Annotated in this window: 20 protein-coding genes and 1 tRNA gene; 19 read left to right on the top strand and 2 right to left on the bottom strand. The window is 46.5% G+C overall.

Annotation, left to right across the window (positions count from 1 at the left end):
* Window positions 1-165 precede the first annotated feature (165 nt).
* The 12 genes from ACE04G_RS29905 to ACE04G_RS29850 all read left to right on the top strand — a co-directional run bounded on the left by ACE04G_RS29905 (window position 166) and on the right by ACE04G_RS29850 (window position 13,346).
* Entirely contained in the window at window positions 166-1,035 is an 870-nt protein-coding gene (locus ACE04G_RS29905; RefSeq protein ID WP_221823146.1) for an SDR family oxidoreductase, read from the top strand.
* 294 nt (window positions 1,036-1,329) lie between these two features.
* Complete coding sequence (locus tag ACE04G_RS29900; RefSeq protein WP_237176126.1) at window positions 1,330-1,677, top strand: cupin domain-containing protein; 348 nt, start codon at window positions 1,330-1,332, stop codon at window positions 1,675-1,677.
* A gap of 43 nt (window positions 1,678-1,720) precedes the next feature.
* Window positions 1,721-3,541, top strand: coding sequence for a two-component system histidine kinase PnpS (pnpS, locus tag ACE04G_RS29895; RefSeq protein WP_405131927.1), 1,821 nt, complete (start codon window positions 1,721-1,723; stop codon window positions 3,539-3,541).
* Window positions 3,542-3,657: 116 nt separating this feature from the next.
* Entirely contained in the window at window positions 3,658-4,386 is a 729-nt protein-coding gene (locus ACE04G_RS29890) for a response regulator transcription factor (RefSeq protein ID WP_036609823.1), read from the top strand.
* Between the two features lie 152 nt (window positions 4,387-4,538).
* Window positions 4,539-5,720: a methyl-accepting chemotaxis protein gene (locus tag ACE04G_RS29885; RefSeq protein ID WP_449003950.1), complete on the top strand. Its 1,182-nt coding sequence runs from the start codon at window positions 4,539-4,541 to the stop codon at window positions 5,718-5,720.
* A gap of 229 nt (window positions 5,721-5,949) precedes the next feature.
* Complete coding sequence (pstB, locus tag ACE04G_RS29880; protein ID WP_221823161.1) at window positions 5,950-6,705, top strand: phosphate ABC transporter ATP-binding protein PstB; 756 nt, start codon at window positions 5,950-5,952, stop codon at window positions 6,703-6,705.
* A 63-nt stretch (window positions 6,706-6,768) separates the two neighbouring features.
* Complete coding sequence (gene phoU, locus ACE04G_RS29875) at window positions 6,769-7,428, top strand: phosphate signaling complex protein PhoU (RefSeq protein ID WP_449003949.1); 660 nt, start codon at window positions 6,769-6,771, stop codon at window positions 7,426-7,428.
* A 236-nt stretch (window positions 7,429-7,664) separates the two neighbouring features.
* The gene (gene polA / locus ACE04G_RS29870) at window positions 7,665-10,319 is read left to right on the top strand and encodes a DNA polymerase I (protein ID WP_449003948.1); all 2,655 of its coding nucleotides are present in this window, start codon (window positions 7,665-7,667) and stop codon (window positions 10,317-10,319) included.
* Between the two features lie 117 nt (window positions 10,320-10,436).
* On the top strand, window positions 10,437-11,264 hold the full coding sequence (gene mutM, locus ACE04G_RS29865) for a DNA-formamidopyrimidine glycosylase (RefSeq protein ID WP_036669994.1): 828 nt from the start codon (window positions 10,437-10,439) through the stop codon (window positions 11,262-11,264).
* Between the two features lie 142 nt (window positions 11,265-11,406).
* Window positions 11,407-12,180 (top strand): manganese efflux pump, encoded by a 774-nt coding sequence (locus tag ACE04G_RS29860; protein WP_449003947.1) that lies wholly within the window; start codon window positions 11,407-11,409, stop codon window positions 12,178-12,180.
* Window positions 12,181-12,189: 9 nt separating this feature from the next.
* Window positions 12,190-12,786: a dephospho-CoA kinase gene (gene coaE, locus ACE04G_RS29855; protein ID WP_449003946.1), complete on the top strand. Its 597-nt coding sequence runs from the start codon at window positions 12,190-12,192 to the stop codon at window positions 12,784-12,786.
* On the top strand, window positions 12,783-13,346 hold the full coding sequence (locus ACE04G_RS29850; RefSeq protein WP_036609809.1) for a lytic transglycosylase domain-containing protein: 564 nt from the start codon (window positions 12,783-12,785) through the stop codon (window positions 13,344-13,346). Before coaE ends, ACE04G_RS29850 begins: the two co-directional genes overlap by 4 nt.
* Window positions 13,347-13,428: 82 nt before the next feature.
* On the opposite strand, the gene ACE04G_RS29845 is transcribed toward ACE04G_RS29850, so the two are convergent.
* Window positions 13,429-13,650 (bottom strand): alpha/beta-type small acid-soluble spore protein, encoded by a 222-nt coding sequence (locus ACE04G_RS29845; RefSeq protein ID WP_017689472.1) that lies wholly within the window; start codon window positions 13,648-13,650, stop codon window positions 13,429-13,431.
* A 115-nt stretch (window positions 13,651-13,765) separates the two neighbouring features.
* Between ACE04G_RS29845 and nrdR the strand changes: the two genes are divergently transcribed.
* The 7 genes from nrdR to ACE04G_RS29810 all read left to right on the top strand — a co-directional run bounded on the left by nrdR (window position 13,766) and on the right by ACE04G_RS29810 (window position 17,259).
* Entirely contained in the window at window positions 13,766-14,233 is a 468-nt protein-coding gene (gene nrdR / locus ACE04G_RS29840) for a transcriptional regulator NrdR (RefSeq protein WP_036609807.1), read from the top strand.
* Window positions 14,234-14,500: 267 nt separating this feature from the next.
* A tRNA-Ala gene (locus ACE04G_RS29835) sits at window positions 14,501-14,573 on the top strand.
* Window positions 14,574-14,722: 149 nt separating this feature from the next.
* Complete coding sequence (locus ACE04G_RS29830; RefSeq protein WP_449003945.1) at window positions 14,723-14,890, top strand: recombinase zinc beta ribbon domain-containing protein; 168 nt, start codon at window positions 14,723-14,725, stop codon at window positions 14,888-14,890.
* Between the two features lie 184 nt (window positions 14,891-15,074).
* Window positions 15,075-15,455, top strand: coding sequence for a hypothetical protein (locus ACE04G_RS29825; RefSeq protein ID WP_486095412.1), 381 nt, complete (start codon window positions 15,075-15,077; stop codon window positions 15,453-15,455).
* 172 nt (window positions 15,456-15,627) lie between these two features.
* On the top strand, window positions 15,628-16,275 hold the full coding sequence (locus tag ACE04G_RS29820) for a dual OB domain-containing protein (RefSeq protein ID WP_449003943.1): 648 nt from the start codon (window positions 15,628-15,630) through the stop codon (window positions 16,273-16,275).
* A 103-nt stretch (window positions 16,276-16,378) separates the two neighbouring features.
* A complete protein-coding gene (locus tag ACE04G_RS29815; protein WP_449003942.1) occupies window positions 16,379-16,804 on the top strand; it encodes a DUF488 family protein, N3 subclade in 426 nt (141 codons plus the stop codon).
* An 11-nt stretch (window positions 16,805-16,815) separates the two neighbouring features.
* Window positions 16,816-17,259, top strand: a complete 444-nt coding sequence (locus tag ACE04G_RS29810; RefSeq protein WP_449003941.1) for a DUF488 domain-containing protein — start codon at window positions 16,816-16,818, stop codon at window positions 17,257-17,259.
* Window positions 17,260-17,353: 94 nt separating this feature from the next.
* Here ACE04G_RS29810 and ACE04G_RS29805 read toward each other — a convergent pair whose 3' ends face one another.
* Window positions 17,354-20,974 (bottom strand): S-layer homology domain-containing protein, encoded by a 3,621-nt coding sequence (locus ACE04G_RS29805; RefSeq protein WP_449003940.1) that lies wholly within the window; start codon window positions 20,972-20,974, stop codon window positions 17,354-17,356.
* Between the last annotated feature and the right edge of the window lie 346 nt (window positions 20,975-21,320).

The following is a 21,320-nucleotide window of genomic DNA, read 5'->3' as shown; positions in this document are numbered from 1 at the left end:
ACGCTGAGGCTTGAGTTGCTGTTGATCACAGAAGAATAATCTGGACTGTTACTGCCATCCTACAGAATGAGACTTTTTTCAGAGAACGAAAGACAAGGAAGTGTGCAGTTATGTCCAAGTCTTCTGTAATCCAAATATGTTCACATTTTGAGAGGAGAATGTTAGATGTCAACTACACCGCAAAATCAAAAAACAATGCCAGCACAGCATCAGGATCAACGCCCCGGAATCGAATCAGAGATGCATCCCAGACCGGAATTTGAGAAGCCTGAATACAAGGCAGCAGGTAAACTGACGGGTAAGGTGGCGCTTATTACAGGGGGTGACAGCGGAATTGGACGTGCTGTTGCTGTTACGTATGCCAAGGAAGGCGCGGATGTCGCCATTGTATACCTGAGCGAGCACGAAGATGCCAAGGAAACGAAGCGTCAAGTTGAACAAGAAGGGCGCAAGTGCATCTTGATTGCAGGTGATATTGGTGATGATGCCTTTGCGAAGAAGTCGGTTCAGCAGACAGTGAATGAACTGGGCAAACTGGACATTGTTGTGAATAACGCAGCAGAACAGCATCCACAGCAGAATCTGGAGGATATTACGCCAGAACAGCTGGAGCGTACATTCCGTACCAATATCTTTGGCATGTTCTATGTGACACAAGCAGCTCTTCCACATCTAAAGCAGGGCAGTACGATAATTAATACAACCTCCATCACAGCCTATCGCGGCAGCCCGACACTGCTTGATTATTCGTCTACCAAAGGAGCAATCACTTCGTTCACTCGTTCGCTGTCGATGAATGTGATTGAGAAGGGAATTCGTGTTAATGCCGTTGCGCCAGGGCCGATCTGGACACCACTCATTCCATCCACATTTGATGAGAAAAAAGTAAGTGAGTTCGGCGCAACGCAGCCAATGAAGCGGCCAGGACAACCGGATGAACTGGCTCCCGCCTATGTATATCTAGCTTCTGATGATTCTTCGTATGTGAGCGGACAGGTGATACATGTAAATGGCGGCGAAGTGGTGAACGGATAATACGTAAAGAATGTTTAGACTCAGGATAGGATTGATGATATAGAGAGGCGCATCGCTTTCAGCATGGCTGAGCGGTGCGCCTTTTTGATATCAGGTGAATATGTATGTCAAAGATGCGGTTTAGCACCTGTTTACAAAATTCAGCATCTCTGTTGATACAACTATGATATTTTATTATTAGCCTTGTCTGACTGCAGTCGAATAGCGTATTGCACAGTACTGACTGAAAAGATTGGGAGTCCCCTAATCTGTGATATGATAGATTGAGCATTAATACTCGGAGGGACAAGTCATATGAAAATGAGCAAACAGAATGCAGCACATTATATATGGGGTGCACAGTGCGATGGTTGGCACCTTGTTCAAAACGAAAAATTGAGCATCATTCATGAGCGAATGCCTGCAGGAACGGCTGAAATACGACATTATCATTCGGTAAGCCGTCAGTTTTTTTTCATCCTCAGCGGTGAAGCGTGTATGGAACTTAATGGAGAGACGTTTGTGCTGGAAACCCATGAAGGAATAGAGATTGCACCCGGAATGCCACATCAGATGATGAATCGGAGCAACGAGGAAGTTGAGTTTCTCGTAATTTCCAATCCAGGTACCCGTGGGGACCGAATTGAACTGGATTCAATGTAGAGCAATTCATAAGATATTAATCTGATCATAAAGGAAGAGATAGATGAGACCGTTCCGAATTCGCCTTGCCATCATTATGATGGTGCTAATCGGCGTATCCGTCATTGTGGCTGGATATACGATGGGCAGAGTGTTTAAGACTACGCATATAGCCGCATTGGAGCAAACCATGGTGCGCGAGATTAATTTGCTCAAAGCAACTTTTCCATTCCATGATGCAAGTGATCCAACCTCGGAAGCCACACGAAAGTATTATTCAGATCGGGCGTTGGAACTGGATCGTCTGACGGATTCCCGGGTAACCTTCATCAATAAAGACGGCATGGTCATCGGGGATTCCGAGAGTGATCCGGCATCCATGGATAATCACTTGAACCGTGAGGAGATTAAGGGTGCCGTCGGAGATGGGTACGGGCAATCCATACGTTACAGTGAGACATTGGGACAAGACATGCTGTATGTAGCACTACCTGTGAATTCGGATCAAAGTGACATGATTGAAATCCCTAGCGGCAAATTTGATGGCTACATTCGTCTATCCATGAGTCTACAGGCTGTGGATCAAGGGCTTCAGCGTGGTTGGATGATTATGTTTGCTGCACTTGGACTATTGTTCCTAATTGTCGCGTTTGTCAGTTATCGGGTTGCACGCGGATTAACCTCCCCGATTGAGCATATTACAAAAGTGGCCCATCGGATCACCAAACTGGAATACGATGCCAGAGTTGATGTAACGCGTAGAGATGAGATCGGACAACTGGGGCTTGCCATAAACGGAATGGCAGACAGCTTGCAGTCCCAGCTGAAGACGATTCGTGACAATGAAGCGTTGTTACAGAGTGTCCTCGCGAACATGACCGGAGGAATTGTCATGATCGACGCAGGGCAATCCATTGCACTGGTCAATCGGGAAGCGGAGCGTATGCTTGGTATTCAGGCAGGAAAGGTTACGAGTAAGCCTTATACTGAATTGAAAAGACACTACGAATTAACACGTACCATCGAAGAGAGTGTTGCACTGAAAGAACGGATGCATGAAGAAGTGAGTGTGTTCAACCCGGAGGAAAAACTGATCCGTATTGATGGAGTACCGATGTCTGAAGATGATGGTGGGTATCGGGGCATGTTGTTCCTGTTGCAGGACGTGACGGCGATTCGCCGATTGGAGTCAATGCGCAGTGAGTTTGTTGCAAATGTCTCTCATGAGCTCAAGACACCAGTTGCTGCAGTCAAAGGGTTTGCCGAAACGCTGCTTAGCGGCGGGGTACAGGATAAGGAGACAGAGAGATCATTCCTGAAAATCATCTATGATGAAGGAGATCGACTTAACCGATTAATCGGGGATATTCTGGAGTTATCCAAAATTGAATCGAAACGCGCACCGCTGCAATGCTCACCTGTTCATGTACACTCTTTCTTCGAAATGGTGCTGGGCACCTTGTCCAAGGTGGCGGAGAAAAAGCAGATTCGTCTGGAAATGCATGTTCCGGAGGAACTGTACATTGAAGCAGATGAGGATAAGATGAAGCAGATATTCATCAATCTGTTATCGAACGGCATCAACTATACCCCCGATGGTGGACGAGTGAAGTTACAGGTGACGATGGATAACGATGATGAAGTCATCTTTGCGGTGTCAGATACAGGAATTGGCATACCGAAAAAAGATTTGCCGCGAATCTTCGAACGGTTCTATCGCGTTGATAAAGGCAGATCCCGTAATTCAGGAGGCACAGGCCTTGGACTTTCCATCGTTAAACATCTGGTGGAACTGCATCATGGCAAATTGTCTGTAGAGAGTGAACTGGGCATGGGGACAACGTTCCGTGTGATCCTTCCATTCATTCAAGACGAAGAGATGTAGGCGTCTGGTATCAAAATGTAAAAAGTGTGTATTGTTTTACACCGCGTTAACAAATTAGTGCTATGATAGAAAAAGTGTTGTGGCAACAGACAACCTATGAAGAGAGAAGGGGTATCATGGCACAGCGTTTGCTAGTTATTGAAGATGAACCTACATTATCAAGATTACTCACGTATAACCTGACACAGGAAGGTTATGACGTTACGGCAGAGGATCACGGATCTGCAGGATATGATCGGGCCTTGTCCCAGGAATTTGATCTCATTTTGCTGGATTTGATGCTTCCGGGCATGAATGGTCTGGACATTCTGAGCAAGTTAAGAATACAGGGTGTTAGTACACCTGTTATCATTCTGACGGCCAAGAACGGTGAAGCCGAGGTTGTACAGGGACTGAAATCAGGTGCCGATGATTATATTACCAAACCGTTTGGTGTGTCTGAGCTATTAGCCCGAGTGGATGCGGTATTAAGACGTTATTCCAATGGTGAAGATTTACCACAGCTTGAGGACAAGGATGGCTCACGAATTATTCTGGGAGAGCTGGAGATTTATCCTCTGAAATATGAAGTGACATTGGGTGGACAATCCATCAGTCTGCGTCCAAAAGAGTTCGAAGTACTTCTATATTTGGCCAAAAAGCCGGGTGTGGTACTGACAAGGGATGATCTGATGAACGCTGTGTGGGGCTTCGATTATATCGGAGGTCAACGAACCGTGGATGTTCATGTCAGCTCATTACGTAAAAAGCTGGAGCTGGACCCGGAATCGGTTCACATTGATTCCATTCGTGGTGTAGGTTATAAATTGGTTGTCAAAAGAAAAACTCCCCATCATTCAAGTTAGCAATGATCGGGGAGTTTTATTTTACGTTCATTTAACATAAAGGAAGATTTTACTTTACGTAGAGGGAGTAGCATGGACTTATATTAGTGATACTTTGTACCTATACCTCCCACCTCAAGACGGAGCTAATACGTAAAGGAGATTGCGCATTTATGCCCATGTTGCTCGAAGTGAAACCCGACCAGCCTCATGTTGTTTTACATAATGAAGAATTAACGACACCCATAATGGAGCAAACTGAAGTAGCAATAGTTGCTGAAGAGTCTGTAATCCATTTGCATGACTATTATCGTCAGGTTCCTGTCGCGGGGGTCCATACGACCTGCGGAGAAGCAGCGACGATGATGAATCAGGATCAGGAGCACCCATGTATTGTATTGTGTGATGAGCAGATGAAACCTACTGGATTGTTAATGCGAGAGACGTTATATCGGATGTTAAATGGCCGTTTTGCCGCAGATCTATTCTACCGTAAGCCGGTCATACAAGTAGTGAATACATCTCCGGTTATAGCAGATATTCATATGGAAGCCGCAACGATTATTGATATCGCACTTGGACGGAATGAACAGCATTTCTACGATTGTCTGCTGGTTACGGAACAAGACAGACTGCTTGGTGTGCTGACGATGCGTGATGTGATGTCCCTCTCCCGCAGGCTGCAACAGGCTTCATCGGCAGAGCGTGTGCGTACGGTAACCGAGAGCAGACAGGAGATATCGAGAATCAACGATGCGGTCACCAAGCTGGTGCATGCAGCGAATCAGACTGTACATGAAGCACGTGAGATCATGGCATTGTCTAAGCATGGGGAAGAGAGTTTGAAGGACGTTGATGCTTCCTATAACCGGGTACATCAGCATATGGAGAGTCAAGGTCAACATGCAGATCACATGCTGAATTCGATCAAAACAGGCTCAGGCATGGCACAATCCATTCGCTCCCTGGCAGATCAAAGTGGCCTCCTCGCCCTGAATGCTTCCATTGAAGCAGCTCATGCTGGAGAATATGGAAGAGGTTTTCAGATTGTTGCAGGGGAGATTCGAGCGCTCGCGAAACAGACCCGTGAGGTTGCGGGCAACATGTCTTCATTGCTAGAGAATATTGGTGGATTGACCCTTCAGACTGTTGAACTGGTTAAGGAAAGCGGAGCGGAGATTGACGACAGTTCGGTGCATGTCACTGCAGGGGGAGCAACGTTCCGACAACTGAACAGTGCAGTGAGAGATTTGTCTCGTATAGCAGAAGAGATCGCCATGGAAGGTGGGAAAGCTGGAGAAGTTGCAGAGCACATTCGTACGAAGCTGGATGAGATGGTTTCGAATAGTGAGTAAACTATAAGGTAGTCATTAAGGCAGGCATCAGCAATCAGATTGATCCATTAAGCAGATCATGAAGGTTAAGGATGTCTTTTTTACATTCCGTTAACATGAAAGTGATACTGTTTTTACAATGAAAGGGTAGGATATTAAAGATGGCCGAGCAGCGATGAAAGATTATCAGTATCGGTCTCAACGTAAAGGGAGTTTCCGTGTCCCTGCAGCGAAGGAGAAGTGAACATCCATGAAGGACCTCATTCACATTGAAAATCTTAATTTATATTATGATACGCATCACGCGCTTAAAAATATATCGATGGATCTGCCGGAAAAAACCGTTACTGCGTTCATCGGGCCGTCAGGTTGTGGTAAATCGACATTGCTTCGCACGTTAAACCGGATGAATGACATGATTCCGGGTGTTCGTGTGGAAGGACAGGTTATGCTGGATGGCTCTGACATTTACAGTAATGAGATTGAAGTGGAGACACTGCGCAAACGAGTTGGCATGGTGTTCCAACAACCGAATCCTTTTCCAAAATCCATATACGATAACGTGGCTTATGGACCGCGCTTGCACGGGGTAACCCAAAAGGCTGAACTGGATCAGTTGGTGGAACAGAGTCTTGTCCATGCTGCCCTATGGGATGAAGTGAAGGATGTATTGAAAAAGTCGGCACTTAGTCTGTCTGGCGGACAACAACAGCGTCTCTGTATTGCACGGGCGCTGGCTGTACAGCCAGACGTTCTGCTGATGGATGAAGCAACGTCTGCCCTCGACCCGATCTCCACATTGAAGATTGAGGAACTGGTGAAGGAATTGCATCACAAGTACACGATCGTTATGGTTACCCACAATATGCACCAGGCGGCACGGGTATCTGGACGCACGGTATTTTTCCTGAATGGTGAAGTGGTGGAGGCAGCTGATACGGAGACGTTATTCTCCACACCGCAAGATTCCCGGACCGAGGATTATATATCTGGAAGGTTCGGTTAAGCGAGCTGAATTGGAATGATCCCGGCATACCCGGAGATGATGGATAAGGAGGACATGAAATCTATGATTCGCAGAAAAGAATTTGATCAGGAGCTTGAAGAGCTGCGTACCTTGCTCCAACAAATGGGTGAACATGTAGGAGCAGCATTGGATGGTGCTATTGAGAGTTTACAAACGATGAACGCGGAGAAAGCTCAGGTCATCATCAAGAATGATGCGAATCTGAATGCCCTTGAAGACAAAATTATGGAACTTGGCTCCAAACTGATCATCACACAACAGCCGGTGGCAAAGGATCTCAGACGTATTATCGTGGCATTCAAAATCTCCAGTGATCTGGAGCGTATGGGAGATCTTGCGCTCGACGTGGCGAAGGTGACACTCCGGATGGATGGACAGAAATTGATTAAACCGCTGGTGGATATCCCGCAAATGGCAGAAATCGTGAAATCCATGGTCGATGAATCCATCGAATCTTTCCTGAAAGAAAACACAGACCTGGCCTATAAAATGGCTCAAACGGACGATCAGGTCGATCAACTGTACAGCCACATGATCAGTGATCTCTACACGTTAATGACAGAGCATCCGAATCAGGCTTCTCAGGCTATGTTGCTGATGATGGTTGGGCGTTACATTGAACGTATTGGTGATCATGCAACCAACATTGGTGAGAGCACGGTATACCTGGTGACAGGTAAACGCCCGGATCTGAATCAATAGAAGAGTATTGCTTTGGAATTGGGGAATCAGTACTGATTAAGTAATGCAATCATATGAATGGAAAAGGACTTTCTCTCAGGTAGGCTGTGTACAGCTGTCTGCGGAGAAGGTTCTTTTTTTTGCAATTAAAAATGAAGTGAAAAGAGGCTATTCTTTTTGATGTGACAGGTGGGTATGGTATCATGAGAGTAGATGTAATTTGAAGAGGTTGACCATATAATACGCGAGGTGCTGGAATGGACAAGTTTATTCTCATAGATGGAAATAGCATTATTTACAGGGCGTTTTTTGCAATGCCGCCTCTGACCAACTCGAAAGGTCTGCATACCAATGCGGTATATGGCTTCACCACGATGCTGCTGAGACTTCTTGAAGAGCATAAGCCTACACATGTCATGGTTGCATTTGATGCAGGCAAAATCACGTTCCGCCACGAAGGGTACCAGGAATACAAGGGTGGACGGGAGAAAACACCACCAGAGTTGTCAGAGCAATTCCCTTTGCTCAAAGAACTGCTGAAAGGACTTGGCATCGCTCAGTTTGAGCTGGCTGGATTCGAAGCGGATGACATCATCGGAACGTTAACTAAACGCGCAGATGAAGCGGGCAGACAGGTGCTCGTTGTATCGGGTGACAAAGATATGCTGCAGCTTGCTTCCGAACATGTACATATCGGGCTGACGCGTAAAGGGGTAACCGATATTGAACTGTATGATCCTGCTCAGATTAAAGAGCGTTATGGTCTGACGCCGCTGCAAATCATTGATCTCAAAGGTCTGATGGGCGATACGTCCGATAATATTCCGGGTATTCCCGGGGTTGGAGAGAAGACAGCGTTAAAGCTGCTGCACCAGTTCGGATCGGTAGAAGATGTGCTGAACGGCACAAGTGAGCTGAAGGGCAAAATGAAAGAAAAGATCGAGGCCCATGCCGAAGATGCCCGGATGAGCAAACAACTCGCGACGATTCACCGGGAAGTTCCGCTGGAGCAGACGTGGGAGGATATGCAATTCGCGGGATTAAAAGAAGAACATGCTGGCCCTGCATTGGCGAAGCTGGAATTCAAATCCTTGCTCGAACGCCTGTCGTTCAGTGGCAGCATCGGTTCTGAACAGGAAGCGGTCCCTGCTGCCGAAGTTGAATCCTCCATTGCAACAGAGGACAACATCAGTGAGCTGTTCAGTTCCCTCGATTCCATTGATGTCCTCCACGTGGAGACACATGGGGATAACCCGCACCAAGCGAAATTGATTGGACTTGCTGTAGGTTCCGCTGGAACGTATACGTTCATATCTCCCGAATTGCTTCATTCCGAGGCTGCGGCTCCAGTGCGGGCATGGCTTGGTGATTCAGAGCAACCAAAGCGCGGTTATGATCTTCATCGTGTGGACCTGGCCCTGCATGCACATGGCATTGAATTCGCTGGTGCGTCATTTGATGTACAACTGGCAGCGTATTTGCTTGATCCAACGGAATCCAATCAGACGATTAGTGGACTCACGACCAAGTATGGTCTGCCGTCGCTCGTAGAGGATGACACGGTTATGGGGAAAGGCGCTAAGTACAAGGTACCGGAAGTGGAGATCTTGGGTGATTTCCTGTGCCGCAAAGCTGCCGCAGTAGCAGCCATTATTCCACTTCAGGAGCAGGTGTTGGAAACCGATGAGATGAATTCGCTGTTCCATGAACTGGAGATGCCGTTGTCACGCATATTGGCGGACATGGAGAAACAGGGCATCAAGGCCAATACAGCCGATCTACAGGCTTTGGGCAGTGAGTTTGAAGAACAGATCAGCAGGTTGATGGCTGAGATCTACAAGCTGTCAGGAACGGAATTTAATCTGAATTCACCAAAGCAACTGGGTGAGATTTTGTTTGATAGATTGGGCTTGCCAGTGGTGAAGAAAACAAAAACGGGTTATTCCACAGATGCGGAAGTATTGGAGAAATTGGCTCCTTATAATGATGTGGTCAAGCATATTCTGCAATATCGTCAGCTTGCCAAGCTGCAATCCACTTATGTGGAAGGATTGCTCAAAGAGATATCCAATCGGGATGGCAAGGTGCATACGTATTATCGTCAGACCATTGCTGCTACCGGACGACTTAGCAGTCAGTTCCCGAACTTGCAGAACATTCCGATTCGGATGGAAGAAGGTCGCAAAATCCGGAAGGTATTTGTTCCTTCCGAGCCAGGATGGTCCATTTTGGCAGCAGACTATTCCCAGATTGAACTGCGAGTACTGGCCCACATTTCGGACGATGAGCGCTTGAAGGAAGCGTTTGTCAACGATATGGATATTCATACAAAGACCGCTTCGGATGTATTCGGTGTGAAGCCTGAGGATGTGGATGGGGATATGCGTCGTTCCGCCAAGGCAGTTAACTTTGGTATCGTGTATGGCATAAGTGATTATGGCTTATCCCAGAACCTGCATATTACGCGTAAAGAGGCCGCGCAATTTATAGATCAGTATTTTGAAGTCTTCCAGGGTGTGCGTCGATATATGGATGACATTGTGAAGGAAGCTCGCCAGGATGGTTACGTCAAAACGTTATTGGAACGACGTCGCTACCTGCCAGAGATTAATGCCAGTAACTTCAATCTGCGTTCCTTCGCAGAGCGCACGGCGATGAATACACCGATCCAGGGAACAGCTGCGGATATCATTAAGCTGGCCATGGTACAGATGGATGAAGCGCTGCGGGAACGCAAGTTGAAGAGTCGTATGTTGCTTCAGGTGCACGATGAACTTGTATTCGAAGTGCCTGCGGATGAATTGGAACTGATGAAGGAATTAGTGCCTTCTGTCATGGAAAAAGCATTAGAACTGTCGGTTCCGCTGAAAGCAGAAGTCAGCTTTGGTGATAACTGGTACGAAGCGAAATAAATCAAGTGCTGCGCGGTTTTCCGGTATTTTACAAAAGGCCTTTCCATGTTTGAGATATAAGAAAAGGGTCCCGCTGAGCGCCATCTTCCGTTATAATATAGGGGAGGTGAGAACATCATGCCGGAATTACCGGAAGTCGAAACAGTCAGAAGAACATTGAATCAACTTATTGTGGGCAAAACGATTGATCATGTTACCGTTAGCTTGCCGCGGATTATTCAGCGGCCGGACGACATAGATGCATTTGCAATGGAACTCGCAGGACATACCGTCATTGGGGTGGAGCGCCGCGGCAAGTTTTTGCGTATTTTGCTGGACGGGCTGGTGCTTGTCTCCCATCTGCGGATGGAAGGAAGGTACGGTGTGTACGAGCAGCATGAAGATGTGGAGAAACATACACATGTGATCTTCCATTTTAATGATGGTACGGAATTGCGTTATAAGGATGTGCGTCAGTTCGGTACGATGCATCTGTTTAATGCAGGTGAGGAACTGGTGTCCAAACCTTTGCTGAAGCTGGGACTGGAGCCGCTTGATCCAGCCTTTACGGTAACTGCATTCCGCGAGGCGGTTGGCAAGCGTACAACCAAAATCAAGGCTGTACTTTTAAATCAGGCATATGTGGTCGGTATCGGGAATATTTATGTGGACGAGGCTCTATTTCGCGCAGGTATCCATCCCGAGACCATCGCCAAGACACTGACCGAAGCTCAGTTAACGGTGCTTCATGAAGCGATTGTGGCTACGTTGCAAGATGCAGTGAATGCAGGTGGATCTTCCATCAAGTCCTATGTGAATGGACAGGGTGAGATGGGGATGTTCCAGCATCAACTGAAAATCTATGGACGCAAATCAGAACCTTGTACAACTTGTGGTACGTTAATTGAAAAAACGGTGGTTGGTGGCCGTGGAACGCATTTTTGTCCGAACTGTCAGCTGCTGTAACATGAACTGAATGAACGAAATGATGAAATCATAGCACCCTTGGATTCCTCCCTCCATATACTGATATGGCAGAAATAAGCGGGCGTATACCCATACTGGCATCTTCAGTTGGCACGAGTACCGCACAGAGGAGGAGTCCGGGGTGCTGCATCATTTTATTTCATTGCTGGCGCTTGCTTTGGCGCTTAGTTTAGATGGTTTTGGAGTCGGGATTACATATGGGTTACGGAGGACTAAGATTCCCCTGTTATCTATCGCTGTTATTTCGATCTGTTCGGGATTGGTTATTGCCTTGTCGATGCAAGTAGGTGTGTTGTTGTCCCATGTGGTGTCACCGGATATCGCTTCGATTGTGGGAGCCGTTATATTGATAGGTATTGGTGCATGGTCACTATTGCAACTTATTCGAAAGCAAGGCAAAGAACAACTGGAAACAGACGCTGGAATGGGTGAGAGAACAGAAGCAACGGTAACTGGGGTGGGAGAAGCACAAGAGAGACTGTCGGATTCAAAGGGCAGGAATCAGGTGCTTGCGCTGGATCTGGAGCAGTCGGCTTCAGGTGGATCGCTGGAACGCATGGTTTTTACATTGGAGCTGCGTAAGCTGGGGGTCGTCATTCAGATCCTTCGCAGTCCCTCCAAGGCGGATATGGATAACTCGGGAAGTATATCTGCCCAGGAAGCGATGTGGCTTGGTATTGCCTTGTCTCTGGATGCGTTTGGGGCAGGATTGGGAGCGGCACTTCTAGGATTCCCTACACTGTGGACGGCACTCATTATTGCGCTGTTTAGTGGAGCGTTTCTGTTACTTGGGATGAAAGTTGGACTGCGATTCTCAGCTCTGCGCTGGATGCGAAGACTGTCTATACTGCCAGCACTATTGTTAATGATTATGGGAATAATGAAGTTGTTATGAGGTGAAACGATGAATATAGGCTTAACCGGCGGGATCGCGACAGGCAAAAGCAGTGTTTCCGCCTATCTCGCCAGTAAGGGAGCGTTGCTCATCGATGCAGACGTTATTGCCCGGGAAGTTATGATGCCCGGGCATCCCGTGTTGGCCGCCGCTGTTAAGCGGTTTGGACAAGCCATACTGAACGAAGATGGAACACTGGATCGGAAAAAGCTTGGAAGTATTGTTTTCGAACAACCCGAGGAACGAAAGGCACTGGAGGCTATGACACACCCGGCAATCCGAAGAGAGATGCGCGAACGGGCTGCTGCATACGAACTGCAACATCCGGATAAACTTGTGGTGTCTGATATTCCTTTGCTCTACGAATCAGGTCTGGAGGACGGTTTCGAGGAAGTCATGGTTGTATATGTCCCGAGATCAGTGCAACGAGATCGCTTGATGAGTCGGGATGGAATGACTGCAGCACAGGCCGAGGCTCGAATGGATGTACAGATGGATATTGAGCGCAAAAAACAGCTGGCAGACATTGTCATCGATAACAGCGGCTTATGGTCTGCGACGGAGCAGCAAATTGACTCATATCTACAGCGTAAGGGTTTGTTATGAGAATATTGCGTAAGAAACGTGTACTGCTGTTGATGTTTGTGTCCTTTGTACTGGTGTTATTTCTGAATACAAACTGGATGGCATGGTTCTATCCGATTCATTATAAGGAAGAGATTCGTGCCCAATCTCAGAGCTATGAGGTTGATCCGTTTCTAATTGCTTCCATTATCAAGGTGGAGACCAATTTCAAGACAAGCAAGGAATCCAAACGAGGCGCCATCGGGCTCATGCAACTGATGCCAGATACCGCCAACTGGATACTGGAACAAGCCAAAATTCCCGACACTTCGCTGGAGGAATTAAAGCACGAGCCTGAACGAAATATTCAATTAGGCACATGGTATCTGCGGAATCTGTCCGATCAATTCGATGGCAATGAAGCAGTTATGATCGCTGCCTATAATGCGGGGCCAGGCAAAGTGAACAGTTGGCTTAGAGATGGTGTATGGGATGGCTCGTTTGATACGGTGAAAGATATTCCGTTTGGTGAGACGCGTCACTATGTACAAAGAGTCATTTACTATTATAATCAGTATGTAAAGATCTATAATACGTTCTAAGTATATAATTAGAAGCACAGAGCAGGTCGGTTGTTCACCGGCCGCTCCATGCTCCTCTGTGTAGCGTATTACGATGCAGATATTATTGGTATTGACCTGCCAATTGCTGTTCTGCAATTGTTACCAGACGCTTCGTGATGTATCCACCGATCGAACCGTTCTCGTAAGAAGTCATGTTACCTTGGTATCCGTCTTGTGGGATGCTGATTCCGAGTTCTTGAGCAACTTCATATTTCATTTGCTCGAGTGCTGCGGAAGCTTTAGTTACCACCAGGTTGTTGGAGTTACCATTGCTTTGTGCCATTGCTGTTCACCTCCTCGCGGGTTGGTAAAAGTATTATGTGTCGGCAATGCATTTTTCATTACAAAATCAAGACAGGGAATATGTGGTAAAAGTAAAACGTGGGAAGTGATCTGAGTTGAAGTGTCCTTATTGCGGTTATATGGGTACCAAAGTGCTTGATTCGCGTCCGGCCAACGAAGCAAAATCCATTCGTCGTCGCCGTGAGTGTGAGCAGTGTGCCCGAAGATTTACAACGTTTGAGATGATTGAGGAGACTCCACTGATTGTCATTAAAAAAGATGGTAGCCGGGAAGAGTTTAGCCGGGACAAGATTCTCCGTGGGCTTATTCGTGCCTGTGAGAAACGTCCAGTCTCCGTAGAGACCCTGGAGATGATGGTATCTGAAGTAGAGAAATCTCTGCGCAATACAGCTGATGCTGAAGTTGAGAGTCGCCAGATTGGTGAGTTGTTGATGGAACAGTTGTTTCCAGTCGATGAAGTGGCGTATGTCCGTTTTGCTTCGGTATACCGCCAGTTCAAAGATATCAATATGTTCATGAAAGAACTGAAATCCCTGTTGTCCAAAGACGATCTGGAGGATTAGTGAAGTGGGGATAGGGAGAAGAGCAGTCTGGAGTTCCAGTCCGTGTGTACCAGAGAAATCGGTTGTTCTTCTCCAATCACTTTGGATCTTAAAAAGTGATTGACAGCGAAAGCTGGATTTTATATGATATAGGAGTCGCCTGTGGAACGTAGCAGTGTTGGACAAGTTATCCATTTCATATCCTGGGGCCTTAGCTCAGCTGGGAGCACAACCATATATCATAAACCAACCAGTGAAATAAGGTATTGAAGTAAGGATAATTGATGCGGGGAATTAGCTCAGCTGGGAGAGCGCTTCGCTGGCAGCGAAGAGGTCATCGGTTCGATCCCGTTATTCTCCATAAGAGTAAGGCGAAAAAACGGCAGAGATGCCGTTTTTTCTATTTAACGCAAAGAAGCTCAAGCGCCCCTCGCTTGAGCTTTCTCGCGTTAAATAGAACAACGCAAGAAGCTAGGAGTTGAAGTCGTAGTCACGAATACAAAAGGCGATATGCTGTTGATCGGGCTTGTGCGTTGTGGACATTGCGGGTATACACTTTCATCTACACCAAATACAAAGAAATATAAGTTGAAAGACGGGACCGAAGTTAAGAAAAGGACGTTAAAATACCGTTGTTCAGGTAAAGCTTTGAAAAAAGAAGTTCATTGTGAAGGGTAAACGATTTATTCCCAGAAACGGGTAGAAAGTGTAGTGCTGGATGAAGTATTGCGGTATCTGGATCATTTGGAGAGAGTTGATTTAACCAAGAAGTTGAATGAGTTGAAAAAACAGAATGCGGATCAGATGTAATTCAGCTTCAACGATTAAGAAAGAGCTTGATGTTGCCCAAGAAGAAATGAAGATGTATAAAGCTGAGGTCAAGCATTCCCTCAAAGGAACAGGCAAATATACAAGTGAGCTATTGAATGAGTTAATTGAGGATACGAGACAAGTAATCGTTGAGCTTGAGGCGAAAGTCGAAAAATCCAGACGTGCCGTAGATGCCAAGCGAATCGAGCGGAAGGAACTGGAGACGTTGCAACAACACATTCCAAACTGGCGCAAGATGTTCAACCAGGCATCGGCTCAACACGAGCAAATGATGCTCGGAACGATTATAGGCCGTATTGAGATCCGTAGAGACGGAGTTAAGGTTCTCTTTAAACTGCGGATCAGTCAGTTCATTGGTACGATGGGTGTTGAGCTTGACGGACTGGTGGATGCGGATAAGGTGAATGAGTAAGGTATAGAGAACTATATTGAGATAAGGTTTCTGCAAACTGCAGGAGCCTTATTAATACATGAAATCGTTTAAATAATCAAAATATTTATAATTCGACAGCGAGTTTCGACATGAAATTCGGATGCATAAAGTTAGAATAGGTCTATAGATGCAGCTGAAGGGGATGACTCAAATGAATGTAAAGATTGTATTGCTTACAAAGTCACGAAAGTATAATAATTACTGTATTGCTGGCGTGGAATTCCATACTGGCAAGTGGATCAGACTTGTATCAAGTCAAGCAGATATCCATTGTGCAGTGCCTGGAGTTGATTTGACTTATGAGGACGGTACGCAAGCTGAAATTTTTGATATAATAGAGGTAGAGTTAACAAAGGCAGTCCCTCAACATTTTCAACCAGAAAACTATGAATATGACTCAAGGTGTTTTTGGAAAAAAACAGGAGTTTCTTCGCTTGAAAAGGTGAAGATATTAGTGAGTCAAAATGCAGATTCCTTTGTTTTTCATAACTCGGACAAGCGACTACTGGGTTCGTTTGTTTCAGGTTTATCTGCATCAAAAAATTATTCACTAAAGTTCATTTTTGTTACAAGAGCTACACTGGTTGTTGAAAAATATGAGAAGTTGAAATACAAACTTTCCTTTATATACAATGGGGTAAGTTATAATGATTTCAGTATAACAGATGATGCATTTATTCGACCGTATCAAAGTGTAGGCAGTTTTGTTATAAGTAACGTAGGACTGGTTATAAGTTTGGGGGAAATTTTCAATGTAGATCAGTGCCATTACAAACTTGTGGCGTCAGTGCTACGTTAGTGCTTATTAGTGAATGGAAGATGAGTTATAGAACGCAAATTTTAGGGTTAAAATCAAGCTTTTATGGTACAATAAGGGTGTAGTTTGAAAGGAGGCATCAAAAATGAACCCCAAAGGAAAAGTATTTACATCAAATCCAGCAGGGTTGAAGAAAATTAATTTTGATGCAGATATCTTACTCATTACTCGAGCAGGTGTTGAAATTGCAGGTGCTGAAATAGTAAGAGATCTCTCCCCTTCTTCCGACTTGTTTCATACATACCTAAATCAATGGAAAGACCGTCCTGGAGATGAATGGTGGTCAAAGTATGAATCAAGATTTTTAATCGAACTTAAATCCAATGCAAAGCTGAATGCACTTCGCGATGTGTACAAACGATTATTGCGTGGAAAGAACGTTGTTCTCGTTTGCTTTTGTAAAGACCACCGTTATTGTCATAGGAAACTCGTTGGCGAGTTTTTTGAACATTATGGGGTAGAGGTGCAGGAGTTAAATCCGATCACTGTAGAACAAATTACGCTTTTTTAGGGGTTAAGTATATGAAACAAGAAATTTGTACGATTGGATTTGCAAAAAAAAGTTTGGAACAATTTGTGGATTTAATTAAAGAAGCAGGTGTAACTCGTCTTATAGATACACGTCTTAACAATACATCACAATTGTCTGGTTACGCCAAGAAGAATGATCTCTCATACGTCATGAGATTAGTGGGCATAAAATATAAACATGATGTTATGCTTGCCCCAACAGAAGATATTCTCAGTGCTTATAAAAAAAAGCTAATGAGTTGGGATGAGTATGAGAAACAGTATATTGGTCTACTTGAGAAAAGAAAAGTTGAAAATCGCATTGATGATATTCTAGAAGAAGAAACTTCTTGTTTTTTATGTAGTGAAGATAAACCTCACCATTGCCATAGACGACTACTAGCGGAGTATCTGCAGAATTATAAAAAAGAAATTAAGATAACTCATTTGGTTTGATATTACTATTCATTGATGTGGATTTATAAAATGTAGCCCCTTCCGGCTGGATATTGTCCAACCGGAAGGGGCTGTATTTTTTCTGTATACGCTTTCAATTAACCAGATATTCGACGAATCTTGCAAAGATCGTGGCTACTTCGGCGCGGGTGGCGGTGGCTTTGGGAGCAAAAAAGTTGTCCGGCTTGCCTACTACAATGTCGATGTCCCGCAGTGCCTGAACGGCCTCCAACGCCCAGGAGCTGATCTCACTCTCGTCCGTGAAGGGCTTAGCGTGGCTTTCAGGGAGCTCATAGCCTTTGTACTTCATGTAGTTGTACAGTATCACCAGCAGCTGCTCGCGCGTTAACGGCGAATTGGGGTCAAACAGGTTTGCGTTTGTACCGTTTACTATGCCTTTTTCGGCTGCCCACTCGGCTGCCGCGGTGTACCATTGTCCGTCCGTCACGTCGCTAAAGCGGGAACTAGTGTAGCTGGAGAGATTTACGTCCTCAAGATTGGCCAGTACCTGCACGAACGCTGCACGCGTCATTGCGGTGCCCGGTGAGAACGTTGTGGACGTCGTGCCGTTGAAAAGATCGTATGTGTAGGCGAAATTTATATCGTTGTAAAACCAGTCGTCCATGTTGGCATCCCTGAAAGGATTGCCCGATAGCACGAGGAAGCCCAGTGGGGTGGCGTCATCAAACGCCAGCTCCGTACCCTCACGGATGTTCAGCGACATGCCGTTATTTAAGCTAACTTTTGCGCCGCTCGGTCCTACCACAACCGCTCCGCCGCTCCGTATCTTCGATCCGCCGTGAATATCCACACGGTTGCCGTTGGGCAGGGTCACATGCGCGTCGTTGCCGCCTACTGTAACCGTACCGTCGCTCGCGATCGTCGATCCTCCCGAAATGGTCACTGTGCTGTTGTCGCCGGGTAGTGTCACTTCGGCGCTCTTGTCTGCCGGAATGGTTACCTTACCGTTTGAGTCTATCGTTGTGCCTTCGGGCACCTTAATCTTCGTCCCGCCTTTGGTCGCAATCTCGCCACCGCCGGGGAGGGTGGTGTTGCCGTTTTTGTCTGTGACCGCGGGTTTATCCTTCGGTGTATTCACTGTGTAGGTCGACTTCGGCGTTCCAGCGTCTGTCTCGGTGCCCGTATTGTCGGTGTTGTGCGTATTACCGATGTTGCCGGTATTTCCGGTGTTGCCCGTATTGCCGCCAGAATCAGGCACAGTGGGAGTCGTCGTCTTCATCGGCGTTGTCGTAGCACTGATCTGCGCGCCGTCGCCCTTTGCGTTCACCGCGATGATGGTGAAGTTGTAGCCTTGGCCGTTTGTCAGGTTCTTAAAGGTATATTTGGTCTCCGTCGCATCCAGTGTGACCGGCGTCATGTTGCCATACCATACCTTGTAGCCCAAGATCGCACTGCCACCGTTGTCAGCAGGGGCGGTCCAGCTCAATGTGACCTGTCCGTCACCCGCTGTCGCCTTGAAGCCGCCCGGACCACCGGGCACGACCGGTTTTCTCTGCGAGAACATCCAATCAAAGACGTCTGTGTAGTCATTGTTCCAAGCTGGCAAGTTAGAGGACTGCGCCGTGGGAGCTATGCTCCAATCCCCCATAGTTATCTGGTTGTAAAGAACCGCCGCTTCAACTTCGTGCGCTATGTAATCAGCCAGAACTGGTATGTTGGCCGGATTCGGCCTCAGATTTGGCTGATCAAATTGATTGTAGGGCCACGTAAGAACCTCATTGCTCTCAAAGCGCGAAGCCCTCGCGTTGATCATTTTCGGCATATTGTTATTTATAAAATTATTGAGGTTAGTCTGGTAGCCTCCAACATTATGAGTATTTAAAAACATCCAATAGGCCAAGGTGTTGTGAGCGTCATTGGCATTAGCGTTCGGTGAACCGCTTACCGGGGCCATAGGTGCAGCGGCGGCGAAGAAGCCAGGGTGGCTGTTAACTAAGTTGTTCGTATATTGGCCGCCCCAGGAGAATCCCGCCGCATAAACACGGTTAGGATTTACATCCCCGCTGGCAATCAGGGCGTCTATGACCTTCTTAACATTCTCTGTTGAGGGAACAGATACGCCATTATAGGAAATATTCAGTACATGGCTGGCGTACTTGTCAGGATTTTTCTCCATTTTTTTCATTAGAGCGACCGAGCCGTTGGCGGATTTCATGGCCGCTTTTTGGTCTGTCGCAGCGTTTGTGCCGCCGCGTGACATGCCGTGGGTATAAACATACAGCGGCAATCCTTTGATCACTTTACCGTCTTCATCCTTGTGAAGGTAGAGCGAGCGATTGACCGAATTGTCCGTGAATGTTGTAAACTTGTCAAGGATCGGATTCACAACTTTTTCCTGTTCAAAAACCACGTTGCGAAGTGGACTCCCCTCTGTCAGTACGATCTCTCCGTTTGGGACGATGTTGTAAACCTGCTTTGTCGAGTTACTGCTGCCATCCAGCGTTGTTTTGCCGCCGCTCGCTGAATAAAACTCAGACTCAACTACGATGTAACGGCCACTTGCCAGTCCGTCCTGATAATCCGGTGAATTGCTTACCGACCCCAGATAGCCGCGTACCTTCGGTTCGTCATTAGCGTATACCCTTGTGATCTTGCGCGTCCCTTCAAAGGTGACCGCTTCGCCGTTCAGGGTTGTGTTCCTAGCCGATAAGGCAAACAAGTCCGGATTAAGCGCGGAGCCTAACGCCGCCTTCCCCTCACCTAAATCAATGATAACAGCCGTTGTGTACTCGCCACTGGCGAAGTTGTCATTCCATACGATAAAGGGAAGTATCCCCGCGTCCGGATCATTTTTAAATGTTACGTGAATGGTATGGTCAGCCTCAATATTCGAAAAGGTATAAGTGCCAGCAGATAGAGTCACGATCTCGCCGTCTACCGTTACGGTATCCACCATTTTGCCAGAATCGGGGGTAAACGTAAATTCTTTGTTAGCGTCCCGATCTACTCTCAGAACATCGCCGGGTGGGTTCGGCGTTATTCGGCCGCCCGGTCCCGCAGTGGCAGTGATTGAGAATCTAGTGTCCACTTCATTGGCTGAAGAGAGCTGCAGGCTGTCTGTAAAAGAAGCAGCGCTGGTGTAAGCCGCGTCTGGATCTCCGAAACTGGAAACGACTTCATAGCGGTCACCGCCTTTTTCCGTCGAGTTATTAATATAAACCTCAAAGGTAAGCTTGCCCTCCTCCAAGGTCAAGGTTCTTTTGGGTATTCTCATCTCCACGATATATCCTGTTTCCGTGATCTGGGTCCATGCAGCTCTGCCCGGAGCGGCCTGCCCTGAGAACACACCCGTCGCGCTGACGCGCCATTGGTTTGAGCCTCCGGTTCCGGTACCGACATAAAATTCCAGGCTGTCGTACTGGTGATCTCCGCCAGCTCCCTGATATAGATTACTGTCATTCACAACTACTCGGGCATACAGGTAGTCATGGTCCCAAAGGATTCTGGCTGTGCCCGTGGCATGGGGTCTGGGATCGGCGGGCACAGTGCTTTTGTTGATGTGATGCTCCATGGTCTGGCTCCAGAGTGGGTCGTTTGACCCGAGTTCGGGAGTTCCAAAAATGGCGGTGGGTGTTTCATTCGCTACTGTGTTCTCGATGTTGTCAGTGGCGGCGGCATAGCTGGTAGGCATTAGCGACGCCACCATTACCAAGCAACAGAGGAAGGCGAGCATTCTGCTAAATCGTTTTGGCATAAATGAAAATCCTCCTTATTTTTCGATGCGGTGCGCCCATGGCTTACCGCATCGTATTCGGACACGTTGTTCATATGACAAGCGCCCAACTATATATATTATGTTTATTAGGCGTTCAATCCTTTAATTTAAACATAGAGTATATTTAGAATGAAAACGATTACTTCGAAGTATAGGGATAGTGTTGAAGTTTGAGTGAATTGCAATAAAAAAATCCACCTTATGAACAAGATACTACATTGAATTGGAAGTGTTGAAGACGTAATATGAGAAGAAATGTAAGCGCATTCTTTTTTTCTTTGAAAAAACGTATCTCTATTTCCTTGAGCGAGGTGGTCTGGTTTTA

The organism is Paenibacillus sp. AGC31, assembly GCF_057334655.1.
Note: the sequence above shows the minus strand (reverse complement) of the source record. Positions and strands in the feature narration are given on the sequence as shown.

Excerpts from the sequence above, each read along its gene's own strand:
- ACE04G_RS29905 (WP_221823146.1), top strand. The coding sequence starts at position 166 with ATGTCAACTACACCGCAAAATCAAAAAACAATGCCAGCACAGCATCAG.
- ACE04G_RS29900 (WP_237176126.1), top strand. The coding sequence starts at position 1,330 with ATGAAAATGAGCAAACAGAATGCAGCACATTATATATGGGGTGCACAG.
- pnpS (WP_405131927.1), top strand. The coding sequence starts at position 1,721 with ATGAGACCGTTCCGAATTCGCCTTGCCATCATTATGATGGTGCTAATC.
- ACE04G_RS29890 (WP_036609823.1), top strand. The coding sequence starts at position 3,658 with ATGGCACAGCGTTTGCTAGTTATTGAAGATGAACCTACATTATCAAGA.
- ACE04G_RS29885 (WP_449003950.1), top strand. The coding sequence starts at position 4,539 with ATGCCCATGTTGCTCGAAGTGAAACCCGACCAGCCTCATGTTGTTTTA.
- pstB (WP_221823161.1), top strand. The coding sequence starts at position 5,950 with ATGAAGGACCTCATTCACATTGAAAATCTTAATTTATATTATGATACG.
- phoU (WP_449003949.1), top strand. The coding sequence starts at position 6,769 with ATGATTCGCAGAAAAGAATTTGATCAGGAGCTTGAAGAGCTGCGTACC.
- polA (WP_449003948.1), top strand. The coding sequence starts at position 7,665 with ATGGACAAGTTTATTCTCATAGATGGAAATAGCATTATTTACAGGGCG.
- mutM (WP_036669994.1), top strand. The coding sequence starts at position 10,437 with ATGCCGGAATTACCGGAAGTCGAAACAGTCAGAAGAACATTGAATCAA.
- coaE (WP_449003946.1), top strand. The coding sequence starts at position 12,190 with ATGAATATAGGCTTAACCGGCGGGATCGCGACAGGCAAAAGCAGTGTT.
- ACE04G_RS29850 (WP_036609809.1), top strand. The coding sequence starts at position 12,783 with ATGAGAATATTGCGTAAGAAACGTGTACTGCTGTTGATGTTTGTGTCC.
- ACE04G_RS29845 (WP_017689472.1), bottom strand. The coding sequence starts at position 13,650 with ATGGCACAAAGCAATGGTAACTCCAACAACCTGGTGGTAACTAAAGCT.
- ACE04G_RS29830 (WP_449003945.1), top strand. The coding sequence starts at position 14,723 with ATGCTGTTGATCGGGCTTGTGCGTTGTGGACATTGCGGGTATACACTT.
- ACE04G_RS29825 (WP_486095412.1), top strand. The coding sequence starts at position 15,075 with ATGTATAAAGCTGAGGTCAAGCATTCCCTCAAAGGAACAGGCAAATAT.
- ACE04G_RS29820 (WP_449003943.1), top strand. The coding sequence starts at position 15,628 with ATGAATGTAAAGATTGTATTGCTTACAAAGTCACGAAAGTATAATAAT.
- ACE04G_RS29815 (WP_449003942.1), top strand. The coding sequence starts at position 16,379 with ATGAACCCCAAAGGAAAAGTATTTACATCAAATCCAGCAGGGTTGAAG.
- ACE04G_RS29810 (WP_449003941.1), top strand. The coding sequence starts at position 16,816 with ATGAAACAAGAAATTTGTACGATTGGATTTGCAAAAAAAAGTTTGGAA.
- ACE04G_RS29805 (WP_449003940.1), bottom strand. The coding sequence starts at position 20,974 with ATGCCAAAACGATTTAGCAGAATGCTCGCCTTCCTCTGTTGCTTGGTA.